Below are 23,795 nucleotides of genomic sequence, written 5' to 3'. Positions count from 1 at the left end.
GAGTCAGTGCTCAGACGCGGGAACGCCGGGGTGGGAAGGCTCGGACCGAGATGGTCACGAGCGGAGGCTGACCGCTTGGGCGGTCCGCTGCCAAGTCAGCCGCAACACGCGGCGGACCACACCCGACCGAAGTCGATGTGGCCGCGCGTGACCAAACGCTGCTGGGCAGTCATGGCAATCATTCAGCAGTAGATCGCGCGCCACGTCAACCGCCCGCCGCATACTGGACCGCCGCGGGCCCGATCGGCTACCGGCTTGTGCTGGGCCTGCGTTCCTGATCCGGCCGGGTGCGACCGGCCGCCCGGTCAGAGCCGGGTGGCGCGGGGGCGCGCCCGGTGCGCGCGGCGACGACCATGACGACGAGGCCGAGCGCCACGACCGCGGCGCCGACGTACAGCGGCGCGGTGTAGCCCAGGCCGGCGCTGATCGCGAGGCCGCCGAGCCACGCGCCCAGGGCGTTGCCGACGTTGGAGGCCGAGACATTGGCGCTGGCGGCGAGGGGTGCGCCGGCGGCGGCGTCCGTGACGCGGGTGATCATGCCGGGGACGCCGGCGAACCCGAAGACGCCCATCAGGAAGACCAGGACCACCGACGCGCCCCGCCCCTCGGCCAGCAGCCCGAACGCCGCGAGCGTGGCGGCGAGTCCCGCAAGCGACGCGATCAGCGTGCGATCGCGGTCGCGGTCGGCCGCCCGTCCCCCGACGGCGTTGCCGAGCACCAGGCCGCTGCCGTAGACGACGAGCAGCCAGGAGACATCGGTGCTGGAGAAGCCGGTGACCTCGGTGAAGGTGTACGCGATATAGCTGAACGCCCCGAACATGCCGCCGTAGCCGAGGGCGGTGGCGGTGAGCGTCAGCCAGACCTGCCGGGAGCGGAAGGCGCGCAGCTGGGGGCGGAGACCGGCCGCCCGGTGGGCCTCGTCCACGGCGCCCGCCCAGGCCGGGACCCACACGGCGATGGCGGCCACGGCCAGCACCCCGATCCCGGTGATCGCCCAGAACGTGGCGCGCCAGCCCCAGCGTTCACCGACCAGGGCGCCGAACGGCACGCCCAGCACGTTGGCGACCGTGAGCCCCGCGAACATCACGGCGACCGCGCGCGAGGCCCGCTCCGGCGGGACCATACGGCGGGCGACGAGCGATCCGATGCCGAAGAACGAGCCGTGGCACAGGGCGGCGACGACCCGGCCGAGCAGCGCCACCGCGTAGGTGGGCGCGACGGCGGACAGCAGGTTGCCGAGGACGAACAACGCCACCAGCGCGACGAGGACGGTCTTGCGGTGGATGCGGTTGGTGGCGGCGGTCAGCAGGATCGCGCCGATCGCGACGCTGAGTGCGTACCCCGAGATGAGCCACCCGGCCGCGGCCTCGGAGACGCCCAGGTCGCTGCTCACCTGGGGCAGCAGGCCCGCGATCACGAACTCGGTCAGGCCGATCCCGAAGCCGCCGAGCCCGAGCGCGACCAATCCGGCGGGCATCCGCCGCGCGTCCCCACCCTGTCCGATGTTCACGTAAACATCATGGGGCTCGACCGCCGGACCGGACAAGAACCTTCCCTTTAGCCCACGGCCGGCGGGCGGCGCCGCCAGTGCTGGGTGGCCTGCTCGAAGGCGTGGCCGATCTGGAGGACGGCGAAGTCCGCCCGGTGCGGCCCCACGATCTGCAGGCCGACCGGCAGCCCCTCGGGGGTGAACCCGGCCGGTACGGACAGCGCGGGGCTGCCGGTCGAGCTGATCAGATAGGCCGAGCGCATCCAGTCCAGGTAGTCCGTCATGGGCACGCCGGCCACCTCGGTCGGGTATTCCGCCGTCACGTCGAACGGCGCCACCTGGCTGACCGGCAACAGCAGCGCGTCGTACCGCTCGAAGAACTCGCGCACCCGGTGGAAGAGCCTGGCGTGCGCCACCTCGGCCCGGCCGAGGGCGGGCCCGGTCAGCCGGCGCCCCTCCTCCGTGTTCTCCCGGATGGTCCGCTTCAGCGCGTCGGGGTGGTCCTCGGGGTAGCGGTCCATCAGGGGGCCGAAGGAGATCTCGAAGAGCCAGGCGCGCAGCGTGCGGAACACCTCCTCGCCCTCGGTGAGGTCCGGGCAGGCCTGGTCCACCGCACACCCCAGGTCCTCGAACACCTTCACCGCCGACTCGACGGCGCGGGCCACGGCCGGCTCCACCGGGACCAGTCCGCCCAGGTCCGGCGACCAGGCCACCCGCAGCCCGCGCGGATCGCGGTCGAGCGGACGGGCGAAGCGGGCGCCGGGCTCCTCCAGGGCGATGGGCGAGCGCGGGTCGGGCCCCGCCATGACGGACAGCAGCAGCGCGGCGTCGCTCACCGTACGGCCCATGGGGCCCTTGACCGAGATGGTGTTCCAGGCGGCCGCGGCGGGCCAGGTGGGGACGCGGCCGGGCGAGGGGCGCAGGCCCACGACGTTGCAGAACGAGGCCGGGTTGCGCAGCGAGCCGCCCGCGTCGCTGCCGTCCGCGACCGGGACCATGCCGCAGGCCAGCGCGGCGGCCGCGCCGCCGCTGCTGCCGCCCGCGCTGCGGCCGAGGTCGTACGGGTTGTGGGTGGCGCCGAAGATGGGGTTGAAGGTGTGCGAACCGGCCGCGAACTCGGGCACGTTGGTCTTGCCGACGGTGATCGCCCCCGCGGCCTTGATCCGCTCGATGATCAGGTCGTCCTGCTCGGGTACGCCGTCGGCGAGCCGCGAGCCGTGGCTGGTGCGGATGCCCGCGGTGTTGTGGGTGTCCTTGTGGGCGATCGGCAGCCCGTGCAGCGGGCCGAGCCCGGCCGGGTCGGCCCCGGCCGCGAGCCGCTCGTCGGCCGCCTTGGCGGCGTCGAGCGCGCGGTCCGCGACGAGGGTGACGATCGCGTTGACCGCGGGGTTGACCCGCTCGATGCGGTCGAGGTGGGCCGCCAGCACCTCGCGCGCGGACACCTCGCGGCGGCGCAGCAGCCCGGCGAGGTCCAGCGCGGGCAGAAAGCAGAGGTCGTCGTCGTTCGGCACCCGGGGCTCACTCTCTCTCGTTCGATCACGCTTGCGCGACGCACACGGTGCCGCATGTCGCGGGCACCGCGCTACAGCACGCCGCCCGCCTCGTCGTGGAAGATCTCCGGCCAGTAGCGCCAGTCGTCGGGCTTGCCCGTCGGGCGGCAGGCCACCGGGTCCACCGAGGCGAGCACGGCGGCCATGGTGTCGGCCAGCGGGTGGTACATGTCGGCGGTCAGGTCGTGTTCTTCCTCGATCTCCTCCTCGCGGCGCAGCATCCACAGCGCGAAGGCCAGCGTGGAGAGGTCTGCGTTCATCGGGCACAGGGCGGCGTCGGAGACGTACCAGGAGTAGACGGCTCCGGTGTCCGCGTCGATGACGACGTCCGTGTCATCGACGAGATAGCCGAGGCGCAGCAGCCGGTCGGGCGCGACGTCCGCGTCCTCGGGGAGGACGTAGAACTGTTCGCCCCGCTCTTCCTGCTCACGGCACCAGGCGAGCGTGGGCAGCAGCGGGGCCTCGGTGCCCAGCGTGAACATCGAGCCGTCCTTGGGAAGTCCGGTGCGGGTGAGGAAGCGCCGCGTCGGCTCGTGGACGAGTGCGGCGGGCAGCTCGGCCTCCTCGAAGCGCACCACTCCTCCCTGCCCGAACGCCTCCTCCAGCAGCCCCTCGGGCAGGTCGAGCGCCAGCCCGCCGCCCGGCCGCGCGATCAGCGCCATCGGCTGTATGAGCGCGACGACGCGCCAGAGCGCGGGGAGGGCGTGATCCCACTCCTCCCGCTCGCCCGCGCTGCCCCAGCCGCCCTCCCAGCCCTCGGTGTCCTCGGCACCGTCGGCGTCCTCGGCATCGCCGGCGTCCTCGGCATCGCCGGCGTCCTCGGCGTCGAGGAGCGAGAGGAACAGCGCCGAGGCGTCCGCCACCGCCCGTGCGCCGAAGCGCCCGGCGAAGGGGGCGAACCGGCCGTACAGCCCGGCCAGTTCGGCGGCGGCGCCGAGGAAGCGGCCGAGGGCCGCCACCGACGGCGCCAGGGGCAGGACCTTGATCAGGTCGGGGTTCTTCTCGAAGAGGTACATGCTGAAGACGCGCCCGGTGGCCCCGTCCAGCACGATGTGGTCGGCCTCCTCGCCCTCGATGAGGATGTGGCCGATGGCCAGCAGGCCGCCGATGTGCTCGTCGAGCTCGGCCGGGTCGGCCGAGTCGGCGAGCAGCCGCGGGACCGGCACCACCCGGCCCTCGGCCAGCGGCCGGAACCGCATCAGGGGGCTGTCGCCCGGCAGGCCCGCCTCGCTCAGCGCCCGCCGCGTCGCCTCATGGGTGATCGCCGGATGCGACTCGCTCTCCCGGACCCTGATAACCGCCACAGCCATACGCCCCCCGTGCCACCCCGGCGCGGGGTGCCGCGCCGGGTCTTCCGTCCTTGCTCGAAAACCCTACTGCGCGCCACCGACACTCCCCCGGTCGGCGTTCACACAGGATTCTCCCTGGATTTCGCCGCCCGCCGTGGCGCGGTCCCGCCGGGGCGGGCGAGACTGCCACGGTCCCTGCTCCACCCCGGACGCCGAGGAGAGAGGCCGTTCATGTCCTCCCTGGACCGTAGACGTTTCCTGCAACTGGCCGGCGGCAGCGCCGCGATGTCCCTGCTGTCCGACAGCATCGCGCGGGCCGCGGAGATCCCCGCGAACCGCCGCACCGGCAGCCTGCGGGACGTGGAACACATCGTGGTCCTGATGCAGGAGAACCGCTCGTTCGACCATTACTTCGGCACCCTGCGCGGGGTGAGGGGGTTCGCCGATCCGCACCCCGTGTCCCTGCCCAGCGGCAAGCCGGTGTGGCACCAGCCGGACGGCGCGAAGGACGTGCTGCCCTTCCGCCCCGACATCAAGGATCTCGGCCTGCAGTTCCTCCAGGGTCTCAACCACGACTGGAACGGCGGCCAGTCCGCGTTCCACCAGGGCGCCTACGACAACTGGGTACCGGCCAAGACCGCCACCACCATGGCGTACCTCACCCGCGAGGACATCCCGTTCCACTACGCCCTGGCCGACGCCTTCACCGTCTGCGACGCGTACCACTGCTCGTTCATAGGCAACACGGACCCCAACCGCTACTACATGTGGACCGGCTACACGGGCAACGACGGCGTCGGCGGCGGCCCGGTCCTCGACAACGCGGAGGCCGGCTACTCCTGGACGACGTACCCCGAGCGCCTGGAGAAGGCCGGGATCTCCTGGAAGATCTACCAGGACATCGGCGACGGCCTCGACGCCGCGGGCGGCTGGGGCTGGATCGAGGACGCCTACCGGGGCAACTACGGAGACAACTCGCTGCTGTACTTCAACCAGTACCGCGGCGCCGCGCCCGGCGATCCGCTCTACGACAAGGCCCGCACCGGCACCGACGCCAAGAAGGGCGACGGGTACTTCGACATCCTGCGGGCCGACGTCAAGGCCGGCCGGCTCCCGCAGGTCTCCTGGATCGCCGCGCCCGAGGCGTTCAGCGAGCACCCCAACTGGCCGCCGAACTACGGCGCCTGGTACATCGCCCAGGTGCTGGACGCGCTGACCTCGAACCCGGAAGTGTGGAGCAAGACCGCGCTGCTGATCACCTACGACGAGAACGACGGCTTCTTCGACCACCTCGTGCCCCCATACCCACCGTCCTCCCCGCAGAAGGGGGCGTCGACCGTGGAGACGACCGGGGAGCTGTTCCCGGGCTCCTCGTCGAAGGTCGCCGGCCCCTACGGCCTGGGGCAGCGGGTGCCGATGCTCGTCGTGTCGCCGTGGAGCACCGGCGGCTGGGTCTGTTCCCAGACGTTCGACCACACCTCGATCCTCCGGTTCATCGAGCGGCGCTTCGGGGTGGCCGAGCCGAACATCTCGCCGTGGCGGCGGGCGGTATGCGGCGATCTGACCGCGGCGTTCGACTTCGCGCGGACCGACGCCTGCGTCCCGGACTTTCCGGACACCAGCGGTTACCTGCCTCCGGACCGCGAGCGCCACCCCGACTACAGGCCCAAGCCCCCGGCGCACGGCTCGCTGCCGGGGCAGGAGCCGGGCACGCGCCGCGCCAGGGCGCTGCCGTACGACCTGGCCGCCGACGCCACGGCCACCGACGGCGGGCTGCGGATCGGCTTCACCAACCCGGGCCGGGCGGGCGCGCACTTCCACGTCACCTCCGCCACCGACGCCGGCGGCCCCTGGGGCTACACGGTCGAGGCGGGGAAGCGGCTGTCCGGCAGCTGGCTCACCACGGAGCGGCAGCAGGGGGCCTACGACTTCACGGTCCACGGGCCCGGAGGCTTCCTGCGGCGCTTCACGGGCCACACCGCCACCGGCCTGAGAGGGCCCGAGGTCAGCGCGCGTCACGACCGCGGGACGGGTCAGGTGCGGCTGACGCTCACCAATGAGGGCGACGCGCCCGTGACGCTGACCGTGACCGACGCGTACGGCAAGGCCGCACCGGCCGCCTACCGGCTGCGGCCCGGGGCGCACGCCGTCCACACGGCGGACCTGCGGCGCAGTCACCAGTGGTACGACCTGTCGGTCGCCTCCGACCACGACCGCGGCTTCCTGCGCCGGCTGGCCGGCCATGTCGAGACGGGGCGGGCGGGGGTCAGCGACCCGGCGCTCTCGGCGGGCTGAGCCGGGCACCACGGCGCCCGCGCGTCCGGCCGGCGGCCTTCTGTCGGCCGGACGCGCGGAGCGAGGGCCCTGTCCTCAGGCGCGGGCGGCGCCGATCAGCACCCTGGCCGCCTCGCGGGCCTGGCGGGCCGGTTCCGGGGTACCGGATATGGCGGCCGTGGTGATCGCGCCCTCGGCCAGCAGGGCGAGGTGGGCGGCCAGCGGGGCGGGCAGGCCCGCCGCGGCGACGAGGACGGCCACATACCGCTGGAAGGCGTCCTTGTGGGCGCGGGCGGCCGCGGCGACCTCCGGTGCGGTGGCGCCGAGCTCGCCGTAGGAGTTGATGAAGGCGCAGCCCCGGTAGTCGGGTTCGCTGAACCACTCGTACAGCCAGTCGAAGATCGCCGGCAATCGCTCCTCGGGCGGCCCCGGCACCGCCTCGACGTACTGGGCGAGCCGGTGCAGCAGACGGGCGTCGCGGCGCCGCAGATACGCCTCGACCAGGACGGCCTTGGAGGGGTAGAGCTGGTAGAGCCGCTTGAGGGACACGCCCGAGGCGGTCCGTACCGCGTCCATGCCGACCGTCTGTACGCCGCGGCCGTAGTAGAGCTCCTCGGCCGCGTCGAGGACCCGCTCCTTCGTCTCTTCGAGATCCACCGTCATCCGCCCTCGTCACCCCGCGCACCACTACCCGAGAACCATCGTTCTCCCACTCTACCTCAGGGCCCGGCGGAGGGCCCGCCACCGGGTACCGGCCACCGGTCGGGTATTCAATGGAGAGAGCCGGAGAGCTGGAGAGAGCCGGCCGGAGCACAGGCAGCGTGAGATGAACGACCATGAGGCGACCGGACACCGCGCGGGACCACCCCGTCCGGTCCGACGACCTCGTTGACGAGGCGTCCACGGCCAGGGCCACCCTCGATGAGCGGGGCACCGTCACGGGGTGGAACGAGGGGGCCCACAGGCTCCTCGGCCACCCGGGCCCGGCGGTCCTGGGCAGGCCCGCTTCCCGGCTGCTCGCCGACGGGGCGGCCGCGGACCTCCCCGCCTCCCCGGAGCGGCTGACCAGGTGGAGCGGGCAGCTGACGCTGCGCCACCGCGACGGCCACATGCTGCGGGTGGGTCTGCTGGCGCACCACAGGACGGCGGCGGACGGCCGGGCCGAGTGGCTGCTCGTCTCCCCGCTGGACCGCACGCGGTCCGCCGCCGACGACGACGAGCTGGCCAGGGCCTCCTTCGCCCAGGGGCCGTGCACGATGGCGGTCTTCGACACCCGGCTGCTCCTGCGCTGGGCGAACAAGGACATGGAAGGCGTGGTGGGCCTCGGTCAGGACCGGATGCGGGGCTTGCGCATCTCGGAGATCGTGGCCGACATGCGCGGCGCCGAGATCGAGCGGACGATGCGCCTGGTGCTGGAGACGGGCCTGCCGCGGTATCTGAGCCTCCCCCCGTCCCCCGGCAAGGCGGCCTGGTCGACCTCGCTCGCCCCGCTGTGCGGCGACGACGGCCGGGTGGTGGGCGTGGTCCTGGCGGGCCACGACGTCACCGTGCAGCAGGAGGCGCAGCGGCGGCTGGCGTGGCTCAGCGAGGCCAGTGTCCGGGTCGGCTCCACGCTGGACATCACGCGCACCGCGCAGGAGCTGACCGATGTGGCCGCCCCGGAGTTCGCCGACTTCGCGGTGGTGGATCTGCTCCCCTCGGTCCACCCCGGCGGCGACGAGCCGCCCCCCGGGCCGGTGCCCGGCACCGTCGTACTGCGCCGCGTCGCCGCGCGGTCGGTGCTCGAAGGCCGGCCGGACATGGTGATCGCGCTCGGCGAGCTGGCCGTCTACCCGGAGCACTCGCCCGCGGCCGAGTGCCTGGCCGTGGGCCGGGGGGTGCTGGTCAGGGTGACGCCCGAGACCATCGCCCAGTGGGAGCGCGACGATCCCGCGCGGGCCGCGCGGATGCGCCGGTTCGGCTTCCACTCCGCGATCGCCGTCCCCCTGCGCGCCCGCGGCACGACGCTGGGCGTGGCCGCCTTCGCCCGCCACCGGCGCCCGGAGCCGTTCGAGGAGGACGATCTGCTGCTCGCCGAGGAGATCACGGCCAGGGCCGCGGTGTGCATCGACAACGCCCACCGCTACACCCGCCAGCGCGAGGCCGCCGTGACCCTGCAGCGCAGCCTGCTGCCGCAGGCGCTGCCGCGCACCGCGGCGGTCGAGGCCGCCGGCCGCTATCTGCCCGCCGGGTCGCGGGCGGGGGTCGGGGGCGACTGGTTCGATGTGATCCCGCTGTCCGGCGCCCGGGTGGCGCTGGTGGTGGGCGATGTGGTCGGCCACGGCTTCCAGGCGTCGGCCACCATGGGCCGGCTGCGGACGGCGGTGCGTACGCTGGCCGATGTCGAACTGCCCCCGGACGAACTGCTCACCCACCTCGACGACCTGGTCAACCGGCTGTCGGCCGAGACGGAGGGCGAGCGGGGCGCCACCGCCGCGCGGGCCGCCGGGGACGTCGGCGCCACCTGCCTGTACGCGGTGTACGACCCGGTCTCGCGGCGCTGCACCCTCGCCCGCGCCGGCCATCCGCCGCCCGTGCTGACCCGGCCCGACGGCACCGCCGACTACCTCGATCTGCCCAGCGGACCGCCGCTGGGCCTGGGCAGCCTGCCCTTCGAGTCCCGCGAGGTGGAGCTGGCGGAGGGCAGCCTGCTGTCCCTGTACACCAACGGACTGATCCAGGCCCCCGACCGCGATGTCGACGAGGCGGTGGACGCGCTGCGTGCGGTGCTGGCCCGGCCCGTCGAATCCCTGGACGATCTGTGCGGCGCGGTGCTGAGCGCGCTGGTCCCCGGCCGCCCCGCCGACGATGTGGCCCTGCTGCTGGCCCGTACCCGGGCGCTGGACGCGAGCCAGGTGGCCACCTGGGACCTGCCCTCGGATCCGGCCGTCGTGGCCCAGGCCCGTAAGAACGCCACCGACCAGCTGATGGCCTGGGGTCTTGACGAGGCGGTCTTCACCGCCGAACTGGTGGTCAGCGAGCTGGTCACCAACGCCATCCGGCACGCCCAAGGGCCCATCCAGCTGCGCCTGATCCACGACCGCAGCCTCATCTGCGAGGTCTCCGACGGCAGCGACACCGCCCCGCATCTGCGCCGGGCGCGCGTGTTCGACGAGGGCGGCCGGGGGCTGCTGCTGGTGGCTCGGCTCGCCCGGCGCTGGGGCGCCCGGTACGGCCCCACCGGCAAGACGATCTGGGCCGAGCAGGCCCTGTCTCGCCCTGCCGGGTGAGGGCGGGTCCTACGACCTGGGGGCGACAGGGATCGGCGTCGCGACGCCCGGCGCGGCCGCTCCTTCTTCCGATCCCCGTCGCCCCCAGGTCGTTACAATCGCCGCAGAAACAAAGCCTGTTCGGCCGGGGCGCCTGGCACCCAAGGAACGAAAGGCCGCATCTCCATGCGAACTCAAGCCTCGCTCGGCACCGGCCCGCTGGCCGACCTGAGCCCCGCCGAATCGGCCCGGCTCATGGCGGTCATGCGTGAGGCCGCCCTGAGCCGGGGCCGGCTTCCGCTGCCCGCGCGCCCGGTGATCGGGCAGTCCTGGGACCGCATGCTGCGCCTGGGCCTGGACCCGGAGCGCGGCAGCGCCCCGCGGCTGCTCGGCCTCGAGGAGCTGGAGCGGCGGCGGCAGCAGACCCGGCTGGCGGATGTGCTGCCCACCTTGCACAGCGGTCTGCTGGAGGCGGCCGAGGCGGCCGGGCACATCATGATCATCACCGATGGAGACGGCCGGGTGCTGTGGATCGACGGCCACCGCGGGGTGCGCCGGTACGCCGACGGCATCGCGCTCACCGAGGGCGCCCACTGGGCCGAGGACGTCGCCGGCACCAGCGGCATCGGCACCGCGCTGGCCGTCCGCGCGCCCGTACGGGTGCACTCCGCCGAGCACTTCGTCCGCGCCTTCCACACCTGGAGCTGCGCCGCGGCCCCGGTCCTCGACCCCCGGGACGGGCGGCTGCTGGGCATCGTGGACATCAGCGGCCCGGCCGCCAGCGCCCATCCGACCGTGCTGTCCCTGGTCACCGCCACGGCCCGGTGGGCGGAGGGCGAACTGCGCCTGGCCCACAGCCGGGAGCTCGACCGGCTGCGCGCCGTCGCGGCGCCGATCCTCGCCCGGATCCGGGGCAAGGCGGTCGCGGTCGACCCCCACGGCTGGATCGCCGGTGTCACCGGGGTCACCCCGCGGGACCACCGGCTGCTGCTGCCCAAGTCGGCGGCGTGTGGGCCGGTGTGGCTGCCGGCGCTCGGCACCTGCGCGGTGGAGCCGCTGCCGGGCGGGCATCTGCTGCGGGTCATCGGCCCCGGGGCGGACGAGGCGGGCGAGCTCTACGGGCCGGAGGGCACCGGACGCGTGGTGCTGGACGTACGCCGTCCGCACGAGTGGTCGCTGACCTTCTCGGGGCCCTCCGGCACCTGGACCCACCAGCTCAGCGCGCGCCACGCGGAGGTGCTGCTGGTCCTCGCCGCGTCCCCCGGCGGGCGGACGGCGGCGCAGCTGGCCGACGACCTCTTCGGCGACCCGACGCGGACGGTCACCGTGCGCGCCGCCATGTCCCGGCTGCGCCGCAGCTTCGGGGCGGTGCTCGCGCACCGCCCCTACCGCATCGCCGACCAGCTCCGCGTCGACGTACGACGGCCGGACCGCCTCCAGGACCTGCTCCCCTTCAGCGCCGCCCCGGCCGTCGCCCGGCTGCGGTGTGCCTAACCGCGGCCGGCGACCTCCTCGGGACGGAGGACGGCCGCGAGCCGGTCGGCGGGCAGCAGGCCCTTCTCCAGGACCAGTTCGGCCACGCCGCGCCCGGTGGCCAGGGCCTCCTTGGCGATGCTGGTGGCCGCGCTGTAGCCGATGTGCGGGTTGAGCGCGGTGACCAGGCCGATGGAGTTCTCCACCGTCGCGCGCAGGTTCTCGGCGTTCGCGGTGATGCCGGAGACGCAGCGCTCGGCGAGCGTCAGGCACGCCGCGCGCAGATGGGTGATGCTCTCCGACAGGGAGTGCAGGATGATCGGCTCGAAGGCGTTCAGCTGGAGCTGTCCGGCCTCGGCGGCCATGGTGATGGTGACGTCGTTGCCGATCACCTCGAAGGCGACCTGGTTGACCACCTCGGGTATGACCGGGTTGACCTTGCCGGGCATGATGCTCGATCCGGCCTGGACCGGGGGCAGGTTGATCTCGTTCAGCCCGGCGCGCGGGCCGGAGGAGAGCAGCCGCAGATCGTTGCAGCTCTTGGAGAGCTTGACGGCGATGCGCTTGAGGACGCCCGACAGATGGACGAAGGCGCCGCAGTCCTGGGTGGCCTCGACCAGGTTGGCGGCGGTGACCATGGGCAGCCCGGTGATGGCGGCGAGGTGGCGGCGCGCGGCCTCGGCGTAGCCGGCGGGGGCGTTGAGGCCGGTGCCGATCGCGGTCGCGCCGAGGTTGATCTCGTGGACCAGGCTCTGGGCCTCGAGCAGCCGGCTCTGGTCCTCCTCCAGCATCACCGCGTACGCCGAGAACTCCTGGCCGAGCGTCATCGGCACCGCGTCCTGCAGCTGGGTGCGCCCCATCTTCAGGATGTCGCGGAACTCCTCGGCCTTGGCGGCGAACGCCTCGCGCAGGATCTCCATCGCGGCCAGCAGCCCCTGCACGGCGAGGATGGTGGAGACCTTGACGGCGGTCGGGTAGACGTCGTTGGTGGACTGGCTGAGGTTGACGTCCTCGTTCGGGTGCAGATGGGTGTAGTCGCCCTTGGCGTGGCCGAGGATCTCCAGCGCCCGGTTGGCGATCACCTCGTTGGCGTTCATGTTGGTCGAGGTCCCCGCCCCGCCCTGGATCACATCGACCACGAACTGGTCGTGCAGCCGGCCCTGCCGGATCTCCTGGCAGGCGGCCGCGATGGCGTCGGCCTTGGCCGGCTCCAGCAGCCCCAGGTCCTGGTTCGCGCGGGCCGCGGCCTCCTTGACGGCCGCCAGGGCGCCGATGAGGTGCGGGTAGGCCGCGATGGTGGTGCCGGTGATGGGGAAGTTCTCGGTGGCGCGCAGGGTGTGGACGCCCCAGTACGCGTCGGCCGGCACGTCACGGTCGCCCAGCAGGTCGTGTTCTCGGCGGAAGCCGGTGGCAGTCATCGGTGTGCGGTGTCCCTTGGTGAGGCGGGGTGAGGGTGGGGTGTGGGGGGTGACGTGAGGCCGGCGGATCAGGCAGGCCGCGGTGACAGGAAATCTGTCGCGCGCAGGCTACCGACGGGTCGGCCGCCGCCGAGCACGGGGGCCTCGGCGAACTCGGCGAGCAGGCCGGGGTCGACGCCCAGGTGGGCGAGGGCCGCGGCGGTCACCGGCATCCGGGCGCGGTCCCCGCCGTCGGCGATCTTCACGGCGAGCGCCCTCCCGTCGGGCAGCGCGGCCACCTGGACCCCCTCGAAGCCGTCCTTGGCCACGAGGCCGGGCACCGCCCGCATCAGGTGGGCGACGTCCCGCCCGGTCCCGGCGACCATCTCGGGGTGCTCGCGCATGGCGGTCGCGACCCGGCCCTCGGGGGTGTCCGCGGGGGCGGCGGCGATCCGCGCGAGGGCGCGGGCCAGCCCGCGCGGGGAGACGGCGAACAGCGGCGCACCGCACCCGTCCACCGTCACCTGCGCGATTCGCTGCCCGGTCAGGTCCTCGACGGTCTCGGCGATCAGCCGCTGCAGCGGGTGCGCCGGGTCGAGGTAGCCCTCCAGGGGCCAGCCGCACAGCTGGGCGGTCAGCAGCATCGCGGCGTGCTTGCCCGAGCAGTTCTGGGCGAGCCGGGAGGGGCCGTATCCGGCGCGCAGCCACGCCTCGCGCTCGGGGGCGCCGTAGGGCAGGTCGGGGACGTTGCGCAGCAGGTCCTCGGCCAGCCGGCCCTGTGCGAGGATGCGCCGCGCCCCGGCCAGGTGGCGCTGCTGGCCGGAGTGGCTGGCGGCGGTGAGCGCCAGCAGGTCGCCGTCCAGCGGTAGCCCGGCGCGCAGCATGGCGACGGCCTGGACGGGCTTGAGCGCCGAGCGGGGGTAGAACGCGGCGTCGGGGTCGCCCGCCTGGGCGAGCACCTCGCCGTCGGCGGCCAGCACCACGGCCGAGCCGTGGTGGACGCCTTCGACCAGCCCGCCGCGGATCACCTGGACGAGCGGCACATGGCGTGCCTCGCGTATCTCGGGCGGCGCGGCGGGCAGCGGGCGGTCGGGGTCGGTAGGGGCACCTCCCAGCGGTGGCTGGGGGAGCGTCCAGGGGGTGCTTGCAGGGGAGGAGTTCACAGGAGAAGTGCTCACGGGGGGAGTGCTCAAGGTGGTGGTAGAGGTGTTGTGGTCGCGTCCGGTGGCGGTCATCGCCGTCCGCTCGCCCGGCCCCGTACGCCGTACCAGCCGAGGACCAGCGCCACCACGATCGCGGGGAGCGCCATGACGGTCAGTCGGCTGGGCCCGCCGTCGGCCCACATCAGGACCAGGACGGAGGCGAGGAAGCCGATGGTGACGATCTCGGTGTAGGGCGATCCGGGGAGCCGGTAGCCGGGGCGGCTGACCTGCCCGGCCTGGGCCTTGCGCCAGAAGAGCAGGTGGCACAGCATGATCATGGCCCAGGTGGAGAGGATGCCGATCGCGGCGAAGTTCAGCACGATCTCGAAGGCCTTGCTCGGCACCACATAGTTCAGGCCCACGCCCAGCACACAGAAGAAGGCGGTGAGCAGGATCCCGCCGTAGGGGACATGGGTGCGGCTCATCACGCCGGTGAACTTGGGCGCGGAGCCGGACATCGCCATCGAGCGCAGGATGCGGCCGGTGGAGTAGAGCCCGGAGTTGAGGCTGGACATGGCGGCCGTGAGCACGACGAGGTTCATCACCCCGCCCGCCGAGGGCACGCCGATGTTGGACAGCACGGTCACGAAGGGGCTCTCGTCACCCGAGTAGGAGGTGAACGGCATCAGCATGGACAGCAGCACCACGGAGCCGACGTAGAAGAGGGCGACGCGCCACATGATGGAGTTGATCGCCTTCGGCATGATCTTCTCGGGGTTCTCGGTCTCCCCCGCCGCCACACCGACGAGCTCCACCGAGGCGTAGGCGAAGATGACGCCCTGGATGACCAGCAGCATCGGCAGCACGCCGTGCGGGAAGACGCCGCCGTTGTCGAAGATCAGCCCGGGGCCCGGGGTGTGGTCGTCGATCGGGTGCCGGGTGACCAGCAGGAAGATGCCGATCGCCATGAAGGCGGTGAGCGCGCCGACCTTGATGATCGCGAACCAGAACTCCATCTCGCCGAAGATCTTGACCGAGATGAGGTTGATCGCCAGCACGGCGGCGAGCGCGATCAGGGCGATCACCCACTGCGGGATGTCGGTGAACATGCCCCAGTAGTGGGTGTACGTCGCGACGGCCGTGATGTCGGCGATGCCGGTGGTGGCCCAGTTCAGGAAGTACATCCAGCCGGCGACGAAGGCCCCCTTCTCGCCCAGGAACTCACGGGCGTACGAGACGAAGGCGCCCGAGGAGGGGCGGTGCAGCACGAGCTCGCCCAGGGCCCGCACCACCAGGAAGGCGAAGAGGCCGCAGACGGCGTAGGCGATGAAAAGGGAGGGTCCGGCGTTGTTGAGCCGCCCTCCGGCTCCGAGGAAGAGCCCGGTGCCGATGGCGCCACCGATGGCGATCATGTTGACGTGCCGGGCCTTGAGGGACTTGCTGTACCCGGCGTCGCCCGCGTCGATGTGCGCGGGGGGCGTCTTGGTGGGCTGCTGACGGCGTTCTTCGTGCCGGAGGGACTGCTCGCTCACTCCTGCTGGCCTTCCGTAGGGGGTTGCATGACTCCTGCCGCGCGCCCGGCGTCGGAGCCGGGCCGCACGATGGAGGTGAGGGTTTTTTCGACGCGCTGGAGGTGGTGTGCCATCGCCGCCACCGCGTCGGGTTCCGAACCGTCGGACAGCGCCTCGACGATGGCCCGGTGTTCTCGGTTCGCCTGCTCGCGTCGGTCGCCGAGTTCGGTGAGGAACGCGGACTGCCGTGCCAGGGCGTCGCGGATCTCCTCTATCACCTTGCGGAATACCGGATTCCGGGCCGCTTGGGCAATGGCGAGATGGAAAAGTGTGTCCATCGCCACCCATGCGGTGGTGTCGGTCTCCCGCTCCATCCGCTCCAGCAGATGGGTCAGCTGGTCCAGGTCCTCGGCGGAGCGGCGGACCGCCGCGTACCCGGCGACCGGGAGCTCGATGTGCCGACGCACTTCGAGCAGGTCACTCGCCGTGTAGTCACCGAAGGTGGGGTCCTCGACCGGGCCGTTGGAGATGACGAAGGTACCCTTGCCGGTGCGCGACGCGGTGAGCCCCATCGTCTGCAGGGCCCGCAGCGCCTCCCGGAGCACCGGTCGGCTCACCTCCAGCCGGCGGCAGAGCTCCGCCTCGGAGGGGAGTTTGTCCCCGACCGCGTATTCGCCCTGCTCAATGGCGCGGCGGAGGTGCGTGAGCACGGCCTCCATGGCGCTCACACGACGGGGGACCGAGGGGACCGACTCGCCTGTCTGGCTGTCTGACAAGTTCACGGGCAGATATTCGGCTCGCCACGGAACCGTTGTCAATAGTTCCGCGACAAAGAGCGCCCGATCGCATAGGGTGAGGCATTTGCCCGGTTTATGCTCTATGTGGAGTTTCTTGGCATAGACGCGGGGCTCCGGCCGAGGGCAAGAGCGACAGGTGCGTGATCCGTCATGAAGCAGCTGAGCAGGGCACACATCACGGCCGTCGACGCGTACGACATCCGCTTCCCCACCTCACGGCGGCTCGACGGCTCGGACGCCATGCACCCCGACCCCGACTACTCAGCCGCCTATGTGACCATCCGCACCGACGCCCCGGACGGACTGGAGGGCCACGGCTTCTGCTTCACCATCGGCCGGGGCAACGAGGTGGCGGTCGCGGCCATCGACGCCCTGCGCCCGCAGCTGACCGGAGCGGAGCTCGACGGGACCCTCGCCGGCCTGACCGACCGCTACCGCGCGCTGGTCGGCGACAGCCAGCTGCGCTGGCTCGGCCCGGACAAGGGCGTCACGCACATGGCCATCGGCGCCGTGACGAACGCCCTGTGGGACCTGCACGCCAAGCGGGCCGGGAAGCCGCTGTGGAAGCTGCTGGCCGACCTCTCCCCCGAGCAACTGGTCGCCCTCGTGGACTTCCGCTACCTCACCGACGCGCTGACCCCCGACGAGGCGCTGCTGATCCTGCGCCGCGCGGAGCCCGGGAAGGCCGGGCGCGAGGCCCGGCTGCGGGCCGGGGGCTATCCGGCCTACGCCGCCTCCCCCGGCTGGCTCGGCTACTCCGACACCCGCCTCGCCTCGGCCGCCCGCCGGGCCGTCGCCGACGGCTTCACCCAGATCAAGCTGAAGGTCGGCGCCGACCTGGACGACGACATCCGGCGCTGCCGGATCGCCCGCGAGGCGGTCGGCCCGCACATCCGGATCGCGCTCGACGCCAACCAGCGGTGGGAGCTGGGCGAGGCGGTCGAGTGGACCCGCGCGCTGGCCGGGTTCGACCCGTACTGGATCGAGGAGCCCACCTCCCCGGACGAGATCCTCGGCCTCGCCGCGATCCGCCGTGCCGTTGCACCTGTGAAGGTCGCGGCGGGCGAGCACACCGCCAACCGGGTGGTCTTCAAGCAGCTGCTGCAGGCCCAGGCCCTCGACATCCTGCAGCTGGACGTCTGCCGGGTCGCGGGGATCCCGGAGCATCTGGCGATCCTGCTGCTCGCCGCCCAGTTCGGGGTCCCGGTATGCCCGCACGCGGGGGGCGTCGGGCTCTGCGAGCTGGTGCGGCACCTGGCCATGTTCGACTATGTGGCGGTCAGCGGAACGCTCGAGGACCGGACGATCGAATACGTCGACCATTTGCACGAGCACTTTATCGATCCCGCGGTGATCGCCCGGGGACGGTACACGGCCCCCTCCGTCCCCGGGTTCAGCTCCACCCTGCGGCCCGCCTCACTGCACGCGTACGCCTACCCCGACGGCGCCGTCTGGCTCGCCGAACGGGCGCAGGGGGTGGCATGAGCAGGACCGAGCGGGAGGGGGTGGCATGAGGGCCGGCAGGAGGAGCCGAACCGCCGCCGTCACCGTGCTCGCGCTCGCCCTGGGGCCGGCCGCCGCCACGGGCTGCGGCGGCCATCCGGCCGGGGGCCGGGTCGGCGTGGTCATCCCGTTTCTCACCTCGCCGTTCTGGCAGGCCTACAACCAGGACATCCCACGGCAGGCCGCCGAGCAGGGCGTCCGGACGCTCCCCACCGTGAACTCCAACAGCGACTCGGGCAAGCAGATCACCGATATCGAGAACCTGCTGTCCGAGGGCGTCAAGGGCCTGGTCGTCTCGCCGATCGACTCCGCCGCCATCGCCCCGGGCCTGCGGGCCGCGCAGCGCGCCCATGTTCCGGTGGTCGCGGTCGACGTGGCCCCGCGGACGGGGAAGGTGGCGATGGTGATCAGGGCCGACAACCGCGCGTACGGCCGTAAGGCCTGCCAGGTCCTGGGCCGGGCCGTGAAGTCGGGCAAGGTGGTGCAGATCCAGGGCGACCTGGCCTCGGTCAACGGCCGGGACCGCTCGTCCTCCTTCTCCGGGTGCATGGCGCGGCACTACCCGGCGATCAAGGTGCTGAACATCCCGGCCCAATGGCAGGCGGACAAGGCCGCGGCCGGCCTGGAGGCGCTGTACACCGCGAACCCCGGCATCAAGGGCATCTACATGCAGTCCGGAGGGGTGTATCTGGCGCCCACCCTGCGGACCCTCCAGCGGCATGACGCGCTGGTCCGGGCGGGCAGCCCCCGGCACATCACGATCGTCTCCAACGACGGCATCCCGCAGGAGCTGACCGCGATCCGCAAGGGCCTCATCGACGCGACCGTCTCCCAGCCAGTCGATCTCTACGCCAAGTACGCCATGTACTACATCAAGCGGGCGATGGCCGGGAAGACCTTCCACCCCGGCCGCACGGACCACCACAGCACCATCGTCGAGCTGCCCGGGGGCATCCTGCAGGACCAGCTCCCCGCGCCGCTGGTGACCCGGCACAACGTCAACGACCCGGCGCTGTGGGGCAACCGCCGATGAGCAGCACCCGGCCCCCGCTCGTCGAGGCCATCGGGGTCACCAAGCGGTACGGGCCCACGGTGGCCCTGCTGGACGCGGGGATCACCGTCGAGGCGGGCCGGTCGCACGCCCTGGTCGGCCGCAACGGGGCCGGCAAGTCGACGCTGGTGTCGGTCCTCACCGGGCTGACCCGGCCGGAGCGCGGCACGGTGCGGTACGACGGCGAGCCCGCGCCCGCCGTCGCCGACCGGGCGGCCTGGCGCCGCCGGGTGGCCTGCGTCTACCAGCGGTCGACGACCATCGACGAGCTGTCGGTGGCGGAGAACCTGTTCCTGGGCCGCCAGCCGGTCACCCCGCGCGCCCGGGTGATCAGCCGGCGGCGGATGCGGCGGCAGGCCCGCGCGCTGCTGGACGAGTGGGGCGTACCGGTGGACGAGACGGCCCGGGCCGGGGGGCTGAGCGTCGAGGACACCAAGCTGGTGGAGATCGCGCGGGCGCTCTCGCTGGGCACCCGGTTCATCGTGCTGGACGAGCCGACGGCCCAGCTCGACTCCCGGGCGGCCGGCCGGCTGTTCGCCCATATGCGGCGGCTCCAGGAGGCCGGGGTCACCTTCCTCTACATCTCCCACCACCTGCGGGAGGTGTACGAGGTCTGCCAGGCCGTCACCGTCCTGCGCGACGCCCGCCGGATCGTCACCGCCCCGGTCGGCGAGATGCCCCCGGGGAAGCTGATCGAGGCGATGACCGGCGAGCGCGGCGGCCTGCCGGTCCCCCGCACCGCACCGCCGCGCCCGTTCGGCCCGGACGCCCCCGCCGCCGTACGCCTGGAGCACCTGAGCAGCCTGCGCTTCCACGACGTCAGCCTCACCGTCGCGGCCGGTGAGGTGGTGGGCCTGGCCGGTCTCGCCGGCTCCGGCAGCCACCAGCTCGGGGCCGCGCTGGCCGGTCTGTACCGCACCTCCGGGGGCCGCGTCTGGATCTTCGACCGTCCGCTGCGCACCGGCAGCGTCCCCGCGGCCCTGGCCGCCGGGGTCGGCTGTCTGCCGCGCGACCGGCACCACGAGGGGCTGGTGCCGTCGCTGTCGGTGGCCGAGAACATCACCCTGCCGATCAGCGGACGGCTCGGGCCGCTGGGCCTGATCGCCCCCGCGGCGCGGGACGCCGTCGCCCGCCGGGCGATCGCCGACCTCGACATCGGCACCGAGGGGCCCGCCCAGCCGCTGACCGAGCTGTCCGGCGGCAACCAGCAGAAGGTGGTCCTGGCGCGCGCCCTGGCCACCGACCCCAGGGTGCTGGTGCTCGTCGACCCGACGGCCGGGGTGGACGTACGGGCCAAGCGCGCCCTGCTCGCGGCGGCGGTCCGGGCCAGGGCCGAGGGGCGCGCGGTGCTGGTGGTCTCCGACCAGCTGGAGGACCTGCGCGTGTGCGACCGCGTGCTCGTCATGTTCAACGGCTTCGTGACGGCCGAGTACCCGGCGGGCTGGCGGGACGGGGAACTGCTCGCCGCCGTCGAAGGGGTGACGTCCGGCGATGGCTGACCCGGCCGCCTCCCCCGCCGGCCCGGTCCGCCGCGCCGCCCTGTTCCGGATCCGCGACCTGGCGCTGCTGCCCGCGGTGGTGCTGCTGCTGGTGATCGGTGCCCTGACCAACGACACCTTCCTCGAGCGGGAGAACCTGATCAACATCCTGGGCGCCTCCTCGGCGCTCGGGCTGCTGGTGCTCGCCGAGGCGATGATCCTGATCAGCGGCCGGATGGACCTGTCCCTGGAGTCCATCGCGGGTCTGGCACCCGCGCTCGGCTTCCTGGTCGTCATCCCCGCCGCCTCCGGCGGCTTCGGCACCCTCTGGCCCGCCTGGCTGGGGCTGCTGATCATCCCGGTGGCGGGGGCGTTGATCGGCGCGGTCAACGCCGCCCTGATCGTGGGGCTCGGGCTCAACGGCTTCATCGTCACCCTCGCGATGAACATCGTGCTGCGCGGGGTCCTGATCGGCCTGGTCTCCGGCAGGACGCTGTTCGACGCCCCGCCGGCCTTCTTCGCCCTGGGCTCCGAGAACTGGCTGGGCCTGCCGCTGTGTGTCTGGGTGGGCGCCGGGTGCTTCGCCGTGGCCGGTTTCGCTCTGCGCTACCACCGCTTCGGCCGCGCGGTGTACGCGGTCGGCGGCAACGCCCCGGCCGCGCGTGCGGCGGGCATCCGGGTGGCGCGGGTGGGCTGGGCGGTCCTGGTGGTCGGCGGGGCGCTGTCGGCCGTCGCTGGGCTGGTCATCGCCGGACGGGTCGGCGCGGTCGACGCCAACCAGGGCAGCGGCATGATCTTCACCGTCTTCGCGGCCGCGGTGATCGGCGGCATCAGCCTCAGGGGTGGCCGCGGCTCGCTGCTCGGCGCCCTGTTGGGCACGCTGCTGCTGGGGATGCTGGAGAACCTGCTCACCCTCGCCCAGGTGTCGGCCTTCTGGATCCAGGCGATCTACGGCGGCATCATCCTGCTCGCCCTGATCGTGGCCCGCCTCACCACCGGCGAGGCCCAGGAGTCATAGTATTAAGGGAAATCTCTCCGCAGATGGGACGGGCGATGACCAGCCCCGAGGGAATCGTTCCAACCGAAGCGCACGTCCCGTTCGACATGGCCGACGCGGCGACCGCGGTGGTCGACGCGGCCGGCACCATTGTCGGCTGGACCACTGCCACGGAGCGCCTCCTCGGCTACCCGGCTGCCGAGGTGCTGAACACGTCTGCCGCGAAGCTGATGGCCGCCCCCGAGGACGCCGCGAAGGCGCGCAGCATCGCGGAGCAGTGCCGCGCCCAGGACAGCTGGGGCGGTCTGGTGACGCTGCGACACCGCTCCGGCCGCCTCGTCGAGGTCGGAGTGCGGGTCACCGGGATCTTCGGCGCCCCCGAGTTCTGCGAGCGCGAGTGCTGGCTGGTCTCCGCGATCGACCTGTCGAAGATCCCCTCATGGGCGCTGAGCGGATCGCTGCTCGAGGCTTTCCTCATCCGCTCGCCGATCGGCATGGCCGTCCTCAGCCCGGACCTGCGGTACGTATGGATGAACGACATGCTGGAGCGCTACGGCGGGGTGCCCCGGGAGCAGCGTCTTGGCCGCCGGATGGCGGAGTCCCTGCCCGGCTTGGACACGGGCGCGCTCGAGGCACAGATGCGGGAGGTGCTCGAGACCGGCAAACCGGTGGTCGACTACGAGTACCAGGGCTGGACCATGGCCGATCCGTACCGCGAGCACGCGTACTCGACCTCGTTCTTCCGGCTCGACAACGCGGACGGCCACCCGGTGGGCGTGTGCTACATGGGCATGGACGTGACCGACCGGTGGCGGGCGCGCGAGCGGCTGGCGCTGCTGAACGAGGCCGGCACGAAGATCGGCAGCACCCTGGACGTGCTGCGCACCGCCCAGGAGCTGGCCGATTTCGCCGTGCCGCGGCTCGCCGACTTCGTCACCGTCGACCTGCTGGAGTCGGTGCTGCGCGGCGAGGAGCCGGTGCCCCCGACGCAGGGGACGCTGCCCGCGTTCCGGCGGGCCGGACAGGCCTCCATCCGCGAAGGCACCCCCGAGTCCATCGCCACGCTCGGCGATTCCGTCACCATCTCCCCGACCTCGCCCTTCGCCTCCTGTTTCTTCTCCGGCGAAGCCCTCCTCGACCCCACGATGGACGTCTCCGTCACCGCGTGGACCGGCGACAACCCGGACCCGGCCCGGGCCCAGAAGGTCCGCGAGTTCGGGATGCGCTCCCTGATGGTCACGCCGCTCCGTGCGCGCGGCACCATCCTGGGCGTGGCCTCGTTCGTCCGCTCCCGCGACCCGGACCCGTTCGAGGAGGACGATCTGCTGCTGGCCGAGGAACTGGTCGCACGGGCCGCGCTGTGCGTGGACAACGCCCGCCGCTACACCCGCGAGCACACCACGGCCCTGGCCCTGCAGCGCAGCCTGATGCCGCACAACCTGGCCGGCAGCCCGGTCCTGGAGGTGGCCTCGCGCTATCTGCCGACCGATGTCCGCGAGGGCGTGGGCGGCGACTGGTTCGATGTGATCCCGCTGTCCGGGGCCCGGGTGGCCCTCGCGGTCGGCGACGTGGTGGGGCACGGCATCAACGCCGCGGCCAGCATGGGCCGGCTGCGGACCGCCGTGCACACGCTCGCGGACATGGACCTGCCGCCGGAGGAACTGCTGGCCCACCTCGACGACCTGGTCATCCGGCTCGGCGAGGAGCGGGTGGGCGAGGAGGACATCGCCGCCGCGCTGATGGGTGCCACCTTCCTGTACGCGATCTACGACCCGGTCACCCGGCGGTGCACCATGGCCCGGGCCGGGCATCCGGAGCCCGCCCTCGTGACCCCGGACGGCGAGGTCACCTTCCCCAGCCTGCCCGCCGGGCCGCCGCTGGGCCTGGGGTCACTGCCCTTCGAGTCGGCCGAACTCGAGCTCCCGGAGGGCAGCATGATCGCCCTCTACACCGACGGCCTCATCGAGACCTGCGACCAGGACCTCGACGTCGGCCTGGCCCGTCTGAGCAACACGCTCGCCCAGCCCGGTCTGCCCCTGGAGGACCTCTGCTCCGCCGTGGTCGACACCATGCTGACCTGCCCGCCGTCCGACGACGTCGCCCTGCTCCTGGCCCGTACGCACTCCCTGAGCCCCGGCCATGTCGCCTCCTTCGACCTGCCCACCGACCCCGCCGTGGTCGCCAGCGCCCGCTCCCTGGCGGTCCGCCAGCTCGCCGAGTGGGGCCTCGACGAGCTGATGATGACCTCGGAGCTGATCGTCAGCGAGCTGGTCACCAACGCCATCCGCCATGGCACGGGGCCGATCCGGCTCCGCCTGATCCGGCACGACGTGCTGATCTGTGAGGTCGCCGACGCCAGCAACACCTCGCCCCGGCTGCGCCACGCCCGCACCACCGACGAGGGCGGCCGCGGCCTGTTCCTCGTCGCCCAGCTGACCCGCCGCTGGGGCACCCGCTACACCGAGGGCGGCAAGCTCATCTGGGCCGAGCAGGACCTCCCGGCCCCGGCATGAGGCGCACCCCGGCGCGCCCGCGCCCTGTTCGTGATCGTGTCCCTCCCCCACACTGGACGCCTGAGGCAGGGAGGGGGGACGGC

General features: G+C 72.9%; 16 protein-coding genes. 8 read left to right on the top strand and 8 right to left on the bottom strand.

Annotated elements, in window-relative coordinates; all coding sequences use genetic code 11:
* Window positions 1-247: 247 nt before the first annotated feature.
* The 3 genes from ACFZDL_RS06245 to ACFZDL_RS06235 all read right to left on the bottom strand — a co-directional run bounded on the left by ACFZDL_RS06245 (window position 248) and on the right by ACFZDL_RS06235 (window position 4,349).
* Window positions 248-1,477: an MFS transporter gene (locus tag ACFZDL_RS06245; protein WP_353593294.1), complete on the bottom strand. Its 1,230-nt coding sequence runs from the start codon at window positions 1,475-1,477 to the stop codon at window positions 248-250.
* Window positions 1,478-1,557: 80 nt separating this feature from the next.
* Window positions 1,558-3,000 carry an amidase gene (locus tag ACFZDL_RS06240; protein ID WP_353593124.1) on the bottom strand — a complete coding sequence of 481 codons (1,443 nt, stop codon included), beginning with the start codon at window positions 2,998-3,000 and terminating at the stop codon, window positions 1,558-1,560.
* 71 nt (window positions 3,001-3,071) lie between these two features.
* The gene (locus ACFZDL_RS06235) at window positions 3,072-4,349 is read right to left on the bottom strand and encodes an SUKH-4 family immunity protein (RefSeq protein ID WP_353593123.1); all 1,278 of its coding nucleotides are present in this window, start codon (window positions 4,347-4,349) and stop codon (window positions 3,072-3,074) included.
* 210 nt (window positions 4,350-4,559) lie between these two features.
* Between ACFZDL_RS06235 and ACFZDL_RS06230 the strand changes: the two genes are divergently transcribed.
* Window positions 4,560-6,623 carry a phosphocholine-specific phospholipase C gene (locus tag ACFZDL_RS06230; protein ID WP_353593122.1) on the top strand — a complete coding sequence of 688 codons (2,064 nt, stop codon included), beginning with the start codon at window positions 4,560-4,562 and terminating at the stop codon, window positions 6,621-6,623.
* Between the two features lie 75 nt (window positions 6,624-6,698).
* Here the strand turns inward: ACFZDL_RS06230 and ACFZDL_RS06225 are convergent, their stop codons facing one another.
* On the bottom strand, window positions 6,699-7,265 hold the full coding sequence (locus tag ACFZDL_RS06225; protein ID WP_353593121.1) for a TetR/AcrR family transcriptional regulator: 567 nt from the start codon (window positions 7,263-7,265) through the stop codon (window positions 6,699-6,701).
* A gap of 173 nt (window positions 7,266-7,438) precedes the next feature.
* Here ACFZDL_RS06225 and ACFZDL_RS06220 point away from each other — a divergent pair, with 173 nt between their 5' ends.
* Together ACFZDL_RS06220 and ACFZDL_RS06215 are read left to right on the top strand one after the other, a co-directional pair.
* A complete protein-coding gene (locus tag ACFZDL_RS06220) occupies window positions 7,439-9,871 on the top strand; it encodes a SpoIIE family protein phosphatase (RefSeq protein ID WP_353593120.1) in 2,433 nt (810 codons plus the stop codon).
* Between the two features lie 165 nt (window positions 9,872-10,036).
* Complete coding sequence (locus ACFZDL_RS06215; RefSeq protein WP_353593119.1) at window positions 10,037-11,344, top strand: GAF domain-containing protein; 1,308 nt, start codon at window positions 10,037-10,039, stop codon at window positions 11,342-11,344.
* On the opposite strand, the gene aspA is transcribed toward ACFZDL_RS06215, so the two are convergent.
* The 4 genes from aspA to ACFZDL_RS06195 all read right to left on the bottom strand — a co-directional run bounded on the left by aspA (window position 11,341) and on the right by ACFZDL_RS06195 (window position 16,155).
* Window positions 11,341-12,741, bottom strand: coding sequence for an aspartate ammonia-lyase (gene aspA / locus ACFZDL_RS06210; RefSeq protein ID WP_353593118.1), 1,401 nt, complete (start codon window positions 12,739-12,741; stop codon window positions 11,341-11,343). The genes ACFZDL_RS06215 and aspA overlap by 4 nt on opposite strands.
* Before the next feature lie 68 nt (window positions 12,742-12,809).
* Window positions 12,810-13,835, bottom strand: coding sequence for an asparaginase (locus ACFZDL_RS06205; protein WP_353593293.1), 1,026 nt, complete (start codon window positions 13,833-13,835; stop codon window positions 12,810-12,812).
* A 116-nt stretch (window positions 13,836-13,951) separates the two neighbouring features.
* On the bottom strand, window positions 13,952-15,394 hold the full coding sequence (locus ACFZDL_RS06200) for an amino acid permease (protein ID WP_353593117.1): 1,443 nt from the start codon (window positions 15,392-15,394) through the stop codon (window positions 13,952-13,954).
* Complete coding sequence (locus ACFZDL_RS06195; RefSeq protein WP_353593116.1) at window positions 15,391-16,155, bottom strand: FadR/GntR family transcriptional regulator; 765 nt, start codon at window positions 16,153-16,155, stop codon at window positions 15,391-15,393. The genes ACFZDL_RS06200 and ACFZDL_RS06195 overlap by 4 nt, the downstream gene beginning before the upstream one ends.
* A 165-nt stretch (window positions 16,156-16,320) precedes the next feature.
* Here ACFZDL_RS06195 and ACFZDL_RS06190 point away from each other — a divergent pair, with 165 nt between their 5' ends.
* The 5 genes from ACFZDL_RS06190 to ACFZDL_RS06170 are packed head-to-tail and all read left to right on the top strand — an operon-like array spanning window position 16,321 to window position 23,712.
* Window positions 16,321-17,655 carry an enolase C-terminal domain-like protein gene (locus ACFZDL_RS06190; protein ID WP_353593115.1) on the top strand — a complete coding sequence of 445 codons (1,335 nt, stop codon included), beginning with the start codon at window positions 16,321-16,323 and terminating at the stop codon, window positions 17,653-17,655.
* A gap of 25 nt (window positions 17,656-17,680) precedes the next feature.
* Window positions 17,681-18,706: a sugar ABC transporter substrate-binding protein gene (locus ACFZDL_RS06185; protein WP_353593114.1), complete on the top strand. Its 1,026-nt coding sequence runs from the start codon at window positions 17,681-17,683 to the stop codon at window positions 18,704-18,706.
* Complete coding sequence (locus ACFZDL_RS06180) at window positions 18,703-20,223, top strand: sugar ABC transporter ATP-binding protein (protein ID WP_353593113.1); 1,521 nt, start codon at window positions 18,703-18,705, stop codon at window positions 20,221-20,223. The genes ACFZDL_RS06185 and ACFZDL_RS06180 overlap by 4 nt, the downstream gene beginning before the upstream one ends.
* Window positions 20,216-21,220 carry an ABC transporter permease gene (locus ACFZDL_RS06175; protein WP_353593112.1) on the top strand — a complete coding sequence of 335 codons (1,005 nt, stop codon included), beginning with the start codon at window positions 20,216-20,218 and terminating at the stop codon, window positions 21,218-21,220. Before ACFZDL_RS06180 ends, ACFZDL_RS06175 begins: the two co-directional genes overlap by 8 nt.
* Window positions 21,221-21,255: 35 nt before the next feature.
* The gene (locus tag ACFZDL_RS06170; protein ID WP_353593111.1) at window positions 21,256-23,712 is read left to right on the top strand and encodes a SpoIIE family protein phosphatase; all 2,457 of its coding nucleotides are present in this window, start codon (window positions 21,256-21,258) and stop codon (window positions 23,710-23,712) included.
* Window positions 23,713-23,795 lie beyond the last annotated feature (83 nt).

Origin of the sequence: Streptomyces sp. NPDC007917 (assembly GCF_042959105.1) — a bacterium.
Lineage (GTDB): Bacteria > Actinomycetota > Actinomycetes > Streptomycetales > Streptomycetaceae > Streptomyces.
This window is presented reverse-complemented; position numbering and strand designations above follow the sequence as displayed.

Bases quoted from the DNA above. Each gene is read 5' to 3' on its own strand.
- aspA (WP_353593118.1), bottom strand. From the start codon at position 12,741: ATGACTGCCACCGGCTTCCGCCGAGAACACGACCTGCTGGGCGACCGT.
- ACFZDL_RS06230 (WP_353593122.1), top strand. From the start codon at position 4,560: ATGTCCTCCCTGGACCGTAGACGTTTCCTGCAACTGGCCGGCGGCAGC.
- ACFZDL_RS06180 (WP_353593113.1), top strand. From the start codon at position 18,703: ATGAGCAGCACCCGGCCCCCGCTCGTCGAGGCCATCGGGGTCACCAAG.
- ACFZDL_RS06185 (WP_353593114.1), top strand. From the start codon at position 17,681: ATGAGGGCCGGCAGGAGGAGCCGAACCGCCGCCGTCACCGTGCTCGCG.
- ACFZDL_RS06175 (WP_353593112.1), top strand. From the start codon at position 20,216: ATGGCTGACCCGGCCGCCTCCCCCGCCGGCCCGGTCCGCCGCGCCGCC.
- ACFZDL_RS06235 (WP_353593123.1), bottom strand. From the start codon at position 4,349: ATGGCTGTGGCGGTTATCAGGGTCCGGGAGAGCGAGTCGCATCCGGCG.
- ACFZDL_RS06190 (WP_353593115.1), top strand. From the start codon at position 16,321: ATGAAGCAGCTGAGCAGGGCACACATCACGGCCGTCGACGCGTACGAC.
- ACFZDL_RS06220 (WP_353593120.1), top strand. From the start codon at position 7,439: ATGAGGCGACCGGACACCGCGCGGGACCACCCCGTCCGGTCCGACGAC.
- ACFZDL_RS06245 (WP_353593294.1), bottom strand. From the start codon at position 1,477: ATGCCCGCCGGATTGGTCGCGCTCGGGCTCGGCGGCTTCGGGATCGGC.
- ACFZDL_RS06215 (WP_353593119.1), top strand. From the start codon at position 10,037: ATGCGAACTCAAGCCTCGCTCGGCACCGGCCCGCTGGCCGACCTGAGC.
- ACFZDL_RS06225 (WP_353593121.1), bottom strand. From the start codon at position 7,265: ATGACGGTGGATCTCGAAGAGACGAAGGAGCGGGTCCTCGACGCGGCC.
- ACFZDL_RS06170 (WP_353593111.1), top strand. From the start codon at position 21,256: ATGACCAGCCCCGAGGGAATCGTTCCAACCGAAGCGCACGTCCCGTTC.